We start from the raw sequence: 7801 nt of genomic DNA, 5'->3' as shown, positions 1-7801 counted from the left end.
TACATATATAATGAAATGGCGGTTGCCCTCTTTTCCAATTCTTAAGCCTTCGGGATTACGAATCATGTTTTAGCGAACGGAAAATGGCAGCCGTTTTTTATTTTCTGCCTGAGACGCTAAAACATGATTCGTATGAAAAAAGAAACCACCAGCACACACTATGTGCCCGCCCATCGTGCAACCGATGGCAAATTCAATGCATTCATTAACTACTTCCTTCCAGAAGAGTGTAGAGTTCGTAATCGTTCAGATTTTTATTATGTTACGGCTGTGGCTTTGATTAGTGCGGCTTTCATCTATCCGCCGTTAATCATTGGTGCTGCGGTTTGTGTTGTTGTAGCTAAGAGAGGAGGGCGAAAATGATGTACGTAGTGACTGATATTCATTCTCATGCCAATTGTGTGGGCATGAGTGCCAAAGGCAAAAAGATGTGTCGTTATGTAGAGCAGTTTAAAATAGGTATGCTTATCAAAGACAGACGTTCTTTAAATACTATATTCCGTGATGCTATCGCCAAAGTTGCTGAATTGAATAAACGGTATCCAGATGATAAGGAGCTTGCCATCTCCTTCTTTAAAGAGACAGATATAGAAGAAGGCTTGGGAGGATGCTTTTATGTTAATGTAGAGCATGATAAATGTCGACAGGTATGTAGTTTTGCCTATTTGCAGATACGGGGTGTTTATAAAAGAAAAGGAGAAGGTAAAGATCATGGGTAAACCGAAGATAATGCTAAATGATAAGCTTCAGGAGACGATCGCTTTCAATCAAGAGGATGATTGCGAGATAGCAAAGGCGCAGATTCGTTTTATAGATGGCTTGATGAGTACCATTATTCATGGCCATCCTATATTTGGAGGTACTGAACATGAGCGAATGGAGATGTTGCAGAAGCTCCTTATGATTAAACAAGATTATGAGTCCTTTATAGTAGAATAATTATGAAAAAAGATATAGATAACGAGCAGGAGAAAACAGCTCAAGATGCGTTCAGAACTTTTGTCCTGGGCAAATACGATTCGTTCGGTCCAAGTTCGGCAATGGTATTTCGTACTTCCAGAGAATTGATTTACGATTGCCGTGAGATGTGTGAACCGTCACTTCCGGATGTGGCAAAAGTGATGTCTGGTTTGGGGTTTAAATCGGATCAGTTTTGTGGGCAATATACCTGGGTACTTTACGAAAAAGAAGAACTGAGGTATTAAAAATATAAATTAGACAAACATTTTTTTTACATTTTGGGGGTGTCCGGCTGTGAAGTTGGGCATCCCTTTTTTGTGTCCTATTCTCTTTGTAGGGTAGCAGCTACATTTGCCTTCATAAAAGGTAAATACGATGAATTATATTGAGCGTTTTTTAGCAACTTATGGTTTTGATGGCGTAAAAGGTTTCCTTTTAAGCCTGTTCCCTTCTTTTAAATACGGGACACAGGTACCGGCATTTTCTCTGAGTGTACTGGTGGCGATTATAAGTGAGTTTCTCGGTATTTCTCCGCTTCTTGTGTTGGTGATGTTTTTGGCGGTAATCGTAGAGACGACAACCGGACGGCGGGCATCTAAAAAACGGGGAGAACCTTTTGAGAGTTTTAAGTTCTCCAGATGCGTGATCAAGGTTTTTGTGTGGTGTTTCCTTTTCTTCATGTTCCACAGTTTCTCAAAAGACATGCAGATGCACGACGGGTGGGTGTTCATGTTAGGCGTTATTTTCTTTGATGTCGTACATGTAGCCACAATGGTCTATTTCTGTATCGAGTATGGAACGTCCATTTTAGAGAATTTGGCGGTTATCGATGGCAAACCAAAAGAGACCTTGATAGTTGCCATGTCGGATGTGTGGATCTCACTGGTCGGTAAATTAAAAACGTTGAAGCGATGAAGAGCGGTGTCGGTATATGCTTGTTTGTATTGGTGGCAGCCATCCTGTTCGGTACGGGATTTTATGTCGGCAGTGGCTCGGTCCGTACGGTCACGGATACAATTCGTTTAAGTGACACGATCCGGTTGAGTGTTCCTACGGTCATCAAGGAGATAGAGGTTCCTGTTCCTGCCGATGTGGATACGGCTGCTATTTTGCAACAGCATTTTACAAAAAGGGTCTATAATGATACGATTATACAGACCAGATATGTAAAGGTATATCTGACAGATACGGTTTACAGGAATGGTTTGTTTGGCCGTACTGCTTCATATACATTTCGTTTTCCGGAGTATAAACACTCCTTTTCTGCCGGTGTCATGGGCGGATATCGCAGTTTAAGGTTAGTGGCTGCGTATCGTCACAAACGTTTCGAGTTCATGGGCGATTATGATCTGATTGATAAATCCTGTAATGTGGGGGCTAAATATTATTTGTTCAGATGGTGATAAGCGGTATTGTTGAAGGAGGGGTGTTTTGCCGGGACATGGGAGATGTCGGTATATCCGGTGTATCGGGCAATATTACCGTTAAATATCAGATTAGCGGTCTGGACATAGCTTCTGCGTCATTTGATGAAGTCTACTATCCCGATAAGGATGGTAATGTCAGAATTCACGGTCTTGGTGATGTGGCACTGGCTTATTTCCGTGATCTGGATATAAACCTGCTGCACACGACAGATGATTATATCAGCATACGGTATTATGTAATGATCTCCGGCAGTATTTATAATGCAGCCGGTGAACAGGCGGGGTCATTCACGCAGACTTTTTATTATTCCAACTGCCGGACGGGTATGTCCGTATATGATAAAAGATTTTTGAGCCGCTTTTCCAAACGGATGGTACGCGTTGATCAGGTTGTTCCTGTCGCATATCATAAGATGGGGCAGACATTGGTCTTAGGTATTGCCTATAAATCACAAGATAAGGCCCGTTTCCATAAAGTGAATTTCTTCTCTAATACGGCACCTGGCACTTTTGATATTCGTTATTTTAGTGTTCCTGCCATTGTGGAGCGGCTGAATAAAGAGTTGGGTGTTTCATATACGGCTGATGATATCATATTTTACGAAGCTTCTTTGTACTCTCAAGAGGTGTTGATTGATAAGATCCATTTTGATATCGATCGCAGGCATTATCCTCAAATAACGCACTTTGTCTTTTATAACTGTTTCGGATTTCCGGAGAGCCTGTATTTCACCGGCCGGGATGAGCGGAGTTCGGAGCTGACGGCATCTTTCGGTTCTGTTAAAGGTGAATATTTGAAGTTACATACGGATTTGATCACCTCATATACTGCCAATACCGGCTATATAAATGATACCATCCGGGATTGTGTGGAGGATATGGTACATAGTAGTAAGGTGTACCTTTATGAAAATGATGTACTGGGCGATCTTATTACGATTACGGAGGTAGATTTTACAGAATCGAAACCCCGTACTGAACCGCTTAATATAAAATTGACATACCGTGTCGCTAATGAATGCCAGCGAATATTTACCCGTGACAGCTTGAGAGAGAGAATCTTTGATAAAACGTTCGATTCAACATTTGATTAACATGAAAACAATAAAAAGAAATTTAATGCTTTCCGAACTGGATGTCCGCACGAATCCGGATGGAACGAAGCGCATCTTCTCCATTAAGTTCGTAACGGCTAAAGGTAAACTGATTTTTGTACCGCAAGCCTATGCCTGCGGGGCGGGCAAAATGAATAATAAACAGTATCGGTTACGGGGTATTCAACCCTGTGACTGTTCCGGCAATCCGGAATCACACGTTTACCCGGTACGCATTGATAATATTATATCGTACAATTCAAAAAGGGTGGTGTTCATAGATGATCAGGAGGGGCGATAATGGATATACTATTTAATAAAGAAGGCACTCCCTTAATGCTGACCAGCACCTCGGTTTTCGGTGAATCGGTCGGTCGGCCGTCCGACTACGAGGTTAAGAAGCGCGATATATTGTCTCCTTACGACATCAGTCTGACAGAGACGACGGTTTATAAGGATTATCGTGTCATGAACTGGGGTAAAGGAAATGACTTTCCTCTAAAAGCCGGCAAGCAGATCAGTACGACTTCGGTTCTGAATACCGGTCTCAAGTTCTTGCGTTCGTTGACCGTCGGACAGGGTATTTATCCCTGCAAAGTGACCGGTTGGGACGAAAAAGGCAATGAGCAACTTCAGCCGGTTACTGATCTGAAGATAAGCCGGTTCGTTAATTCCCGGTTGGTCAGGCGTTATCTTGAGAAGGTGAGCCGTGACTATTTCAAGTATGGTAACGGGGCGGTACAGATGCTACCGAACATGTCCGGTACCGAAATAGTCGGTTTGAATCCGCTAAATGCCTTGTTCTATCGTTATACATTACCTGATTCGTGGGGAGCGTGCAAGTGTGTCGTTTCCGGTAACTGGCCATCGACGCCGGGTACTTCCGATGTAGACAATGTTCAGGTTTTGGACTGTCTTATGGATTACGATCCAGATCTGCATTTGGAGTGGCTGAAGATTGCCGGCAAGATGAATAAGCCGTTTGTCTTTCCCGTTCGCGATTCATGGTCTAATAACGACTACTACGGAGAACCGATCTGGTTGCCGTCCTACATACTCGGATGGGTGGATATCGCTCACATGGTACCGATGTTCCTGAAGAAAGCCTATAAGAACCAGATCACGTGGAAATGGCATGTGCAGATACCGTACAGCTATTGGGAGAAGAAGTTTCCGCCGAATGACTACAAAGATCCGGAAGCGCGTAAAAAGGCCATCAATCAGTACATGGATAAGATTGAAGATAACCTTTGCGGGCTTGAGAATGCTGAGAAACCCTTATTTACCAATTACGCCATTAACGAAGCTAACGGCAAAATTGAAGAAGAGTGGAAGATTACCGCTCTTGACAATAAGTACAAAGGGGGTGAGAACCTGGTTACTTCGGCTGCCGCTAACTCCGAAATTCTTTTCTCGTTGATGGTCAATCCCAACGTTTTCGGTGCCGGTATGCCGGGCGGATCATACGCCGGCAACCAGGGCGGTTCGAATATCCGCGAAGCTTTCTTGGTGAATATCGCAAATGCATGGATTGACCGGCAGAATTTACTTGATCCCATTCTGCTGATGCTCCGGAGCAATGGGGTTAAAGACATTGAATTGAGATTCCGTAATACAATATTAACTACACTGGACACAGGTGCCGGTACTCAAAAAACATTGAGTTGATATGATATTTTCTGAGAAAAAATGGGAGGATTCGGATGAACTGAAAAAGTTCATACCGGTGTCGGCTGCTCTTTCATTCGAAAAGGTTGAATCATCTTTAGAAGATGCTTTCCGGCTGTTTATTATTCCCCTTTTCGGTGAAGAACTGTCGGAGAAGTTTCAAAACATTTATGATGATCCTGATGCCGGTCCGTCTGATCTCCTGTTGTTAGAGGAATGCCAGCGTGCGATTGCCAATCTTGCATTCTGGTACAATTATACGGAGTTGAACATACGTATTACTGATCAGGGCTTCCAGCGTCAAGAAGCGGAGAATTTTAAATCTGCTTACAAATATCAAGAAGACCAGTTGCGTGCTGCCTTTAAAAACAAAGGTTTCAATGCGATCGACCGCATGATTGATTTTCTTGATAAGCATAAAGCTGATTTTCCGGAGTATGAGAAATCCCCTGCCTATGCGTTTCGTACAAAGGCTATTGTCCGTAAAACGTCTGAGGTCGATGAGATTTACTTTATCAACAACTCCCATTTGATCTTTTTGCGGTTGAAGCCCTTCTTCAAGATTGTAGAAGAAACGGTATTACAACCGGTGTTGGGCGTGGATCTTTATCGCCTTTTGCTTCAAGCGATCGATGCGGGAGATAAGGATTTGGGGAGTACTACCGTCGAGGAACTGCGCATTAGGTGTGCGCAATTTGTCATACTCAAGGCGGTTGCGATGCTGATCCGGTCAACCGGCTCATTGACTGACAGGGGATTATACTTTAAACAGTTGGTTCCGGATAAAAACGGCAATGAATATGAGAATCCGGTTGATTTTGAGCAGGCGTTGACGATGGCTGCCAACGTGGAGTTGACGGCTAAATCCTATCATGATCTGCTGTTGACTTTTGTAGAAGAAAAACTTCCAGAGTTTTTCAAAGGCCGCCAGTCGCGGGTATTCGATCGCGATAATGATCATAAAAAAAGCGTGTGGTTATGAGAGAGGTTGAATTCAGATACAAGCGATGGTATGGGACCCGAAGCGTGAAGTTGTCAATCCCGTCTACCTATGCAGAGATGTCACCGGTGCAATTTCTTGCATCCATTCGGTTGTCTAAAGGGTGGATTGACGAAATAGCATTTTTCATACAGTTTTTCGGTATTAAAAAGAAATTGCTTCTCAGGCTCGATTCGTATCACCTGTATAGACTGGCTGAACTCATGGACTTTTTAAAAGACACCCGTTCCCCTTATCAGGAGTTTTATCTTCAATCGTTACCGGGTAGACTATTTGCTCCATCAGCGAAGCTTCGCGGGGTTTCCTTTCAGCAGTTCATGACGGCAGACACCTTTTTTTCATGGTATGCAAGTACGGAGAATGTCGATTATTTGAACCGCTTTGTAGCTTCACTGTACCTTAAAAACAATGAATCCTACTTTCCGGACAAAGGAGAAAAAGGTATTGATCTTGAAGAGAGGGCAGAGACGGTTGCCCGGTTACCGTTTGATCTCAAATATTCGATTTTGATAAATTGGGCATTGATCAAATCGTGGTTGGGGCATTCGTTCATACACCTGTTTCCGCAGGCAGAACCGGCAGAAAACAGCAGGGGTGACAAGGTTAAGGCTAAACCGGCGAACTGGCTTGCCATCTTTGATCAGTTTGTCGGTGATAACATTGCGGATATTCCTTCATACAAGGCTTTACCTTGTATGGATGCTTTCCGATTACTGAATAAACGGATAAAGGAGGCCAAAAAGCGATGAATACTTTTGAAGAATACTTAGAAGAGATAAGCCGGCAGCACCCGGTGATCAGACACGAAGATAAGGGCAAATGTCATTTCTCATCGTTGGCAGATAACAGCCAGACAAAATTTGCTTTGAAGATGAACTATCCTTGTGTGGTAGTTGATTCCGGTGATTTCTCTTTTGCCGGTGGTATTGGTAATGTATTGATCAATACTGAGTTCTCCGTCATGTTTCTCGATCACGTCAAAGATACTGGCAATAACAAGGAGATCACGGCGGTATTCAATAATATGAAGAGGGTATTGCTTGACTTTGCACGCAAGTTCAGCCGTGACAAACGGGCTTTAAAATATAAATTTCTCAATCGATTCACACTGGTCGGGAGCGAGGGACACCGCATCTATTTACAGGATTCCGGTTTGTACGGATATGTGCTGTTTTTCAATGCGGATGATTCTTTCAATGATGCGAATTGTGATAATGTCTTTAATGATTAAAATTATAAATTATGGCGAAAACATATACAGAACTTTTAGAGGTTGCCGAGCAGATCAGACAGAACGAGTTGCCGGAATCTAATACCCATGACCTTGTTGGCGGGTTACTTTGTGATTTGATAGAATATTTACAGTTGGATTCGGGTGTATCCGAAGAGTTGATACAAGTACTTACGGATACGGTGAAAAATGAAACAACAGCACGCAAAGATGCTGATGCCGTATTGCAAAGTGCTATAAATGTTATCACTTCACGAATTGACCGGCTTGTGGGTGAGAATGCATCGCAGGCAATCGACAACTTTAACGAGATTCTTAATTTTCTGAACGGGCTTAAAGACAGTGATTCGCTTGCCGCATTGCTGGCTGATATTAACGCCCGTATCGGCAGTGAAGACGGTTCGGAGAGTGAAGACGGTTC

At 43.1% G+C, this 7801-nt stretch carries 13 protein-coding genes; all 13 read left to right on the top strand.

What is annotated here, in order from left to right; translation table 11 throughout:
• Positions 1–132: 132 nt before the first annotated feature.
• On the top strand, positions 133–363 hold the full coding sequence (locus QX565_RS14375; RefSeq protein ID WP_289293214.1) for a hypothetical protein: 231 nt from the start codon (positions 133–135) through the stop codon (positions 361–363).
• Positions 360–719, top strand: a complete 360-nt coding sequence (locus tag QX565_RS14370) for a hypothetical protein (RefSeq protein ID WP_289293212.1) — start codon at positions 360–362, stop codon at positions 717–719. The genes QX565_RS14375 and QX565_RS14370 overlap by 4 nt, the downstream gene beginning before the upstream one ends.
• On the top strand, positions 712–939 hold the full coding sequence (locus tag QX565_RS14365) for a hypothetical protein (RefSeq protein WP_289293210.1): 228 nt from the start codon (positions 712–714) through the stop codon (positions 937–939). The genes QX565_RS14370 and QX565_RS14365 overlap by 8 nt, the downstream gene beginning before the upstream one ends.
• Positions 940–941: 2 nt before the next feature.
• A complete protein-coding gene (locus QX565_RS14360) occupies positions 942–1205 on the top strand; it encodes a hypothetical protein (RefSeq protein ID WP_289293208.1) in 264 nt (87 codons plus the stop codon).
• Between the two features lie 130 nt (positions 1206–1335).
• The gene (locus tag QX565_RS14355) at positions 1336–1875 is read left to right on the top strand and encodes a phage holin family protein (RefSeq protein ID WP_289293207.1); all 540 of its coding nucleotides are present in this window, start codon (positions 1336–1338) and stop codon (positions 1873–1875) included.
• Positions 1872–2363, top strand: a complete 492-nt coding sequence (locus tag QX565_RS14350; RefSeq protein WP_289293206.1) for a hypothetical protein — start codon at positions 1872–1874, stop codon at positions 2361–2363. The genes QX565_RS14355 and QX565_RS14350 overlap by 4 nt, the downstream gene beginning before the upstream one ends.
• Positions 2357–3481, top strand: coding sequence for a hypothetical protein (locus QX565_RS14345; protein WP_289293205.1), 1125 nt, complete (start codon positions 2357–2359; stop codon positions 3479–3481). Before QX565_RS14350 ends, QX565_RS14345 begins: the two co-directional genes overlap by 7 nt.
• Position 3482: 1 nt before the next feature.
• Positions 3483–3782 carry a hypothetical protein gene (locus QX565_RS14340; RefSeq protein ID WP_195334097.1) on the top strand — a complete coding sequence of 100 codons (300 nt, stop codon included), beginning with the start codon at positions 3483–3485 and terminating at the stop codon, positions 3780–3782.
• The gene (locus tag QX565_RS14335; RefSeq protein ID WP_289293201.1) at positions 3782–5149 is read left to right on the top strand and encodes a hypothetical protein; all 1368 of its coding nucleotides are present in this window, start codon (positions 3782–3784) and stop codon (positions 5147–5149) included. The genes QX565_RS14340 and QX565_RS14335 overlap by 1 nt, the downstream gene beginning before the upstream one ends.
• Before the next feature lies 1 nt (position 5150).
• Entirely contained in the window at positions 5151–6131 is a 981-nt protein-coding gene (locus QX565_RS14330; RefSeq protein ID WP_289293199.1) for a DUF6712 family protein, read from the top strand.
• Positions 6128–6898 carry a hypothetical protein gene (locus tag QX565_RS14325; protein WP_289293198.1) on the top strand — a complete coding sequence of 257 codons (771 nt, stop codon included), beginning with the start codon at positions 6128–6130 and terminating at the stop codon, positions 6896–6898. Before QX565_RS14330 ends, QX565_RS14325 begins: the two co-directional genes overlap by 4 nt.
• The gene (locus QX565_RS14320; protein ID WP_289293196.1) at positions 6895–7380 is read left to right on the top strand and encodes a hypothetical protein; all 486 of its coding nucleotides are present in this window, start codon (positions 6895–6897) and stop codon (positions 7378–7380) included. The genes QX565_RS14325 and QX565_RS14320 overlap by 4 nt, the downstream gene beginning before the upstream one ends.
• An 11-nt stretch (positions 7381–7391) precedes the next feature.
• Positions 7392–7801, top strand: a 410-nt coding sequence (locus QX565_RS14315) for a hypothetical protein (RefSeq protein ID WP_289293194.1), incomplete at its 3' end; no start/stop codon positions are given.

The sequence above is a fragment of the Bacteroides sp. 41_26 genome, from assembly GCF_949740115.1.
GTDB lineage: Bacteria > Bacteroidota > Bacteroidia > Bacteroidales > Bacteroidaceae > Bacteroides > Bacteroides nordii.
Note: the sequence above shows the minus strand (reverse complement) of the source record. Positions and strands in the feature narration are given on the sequence as shown.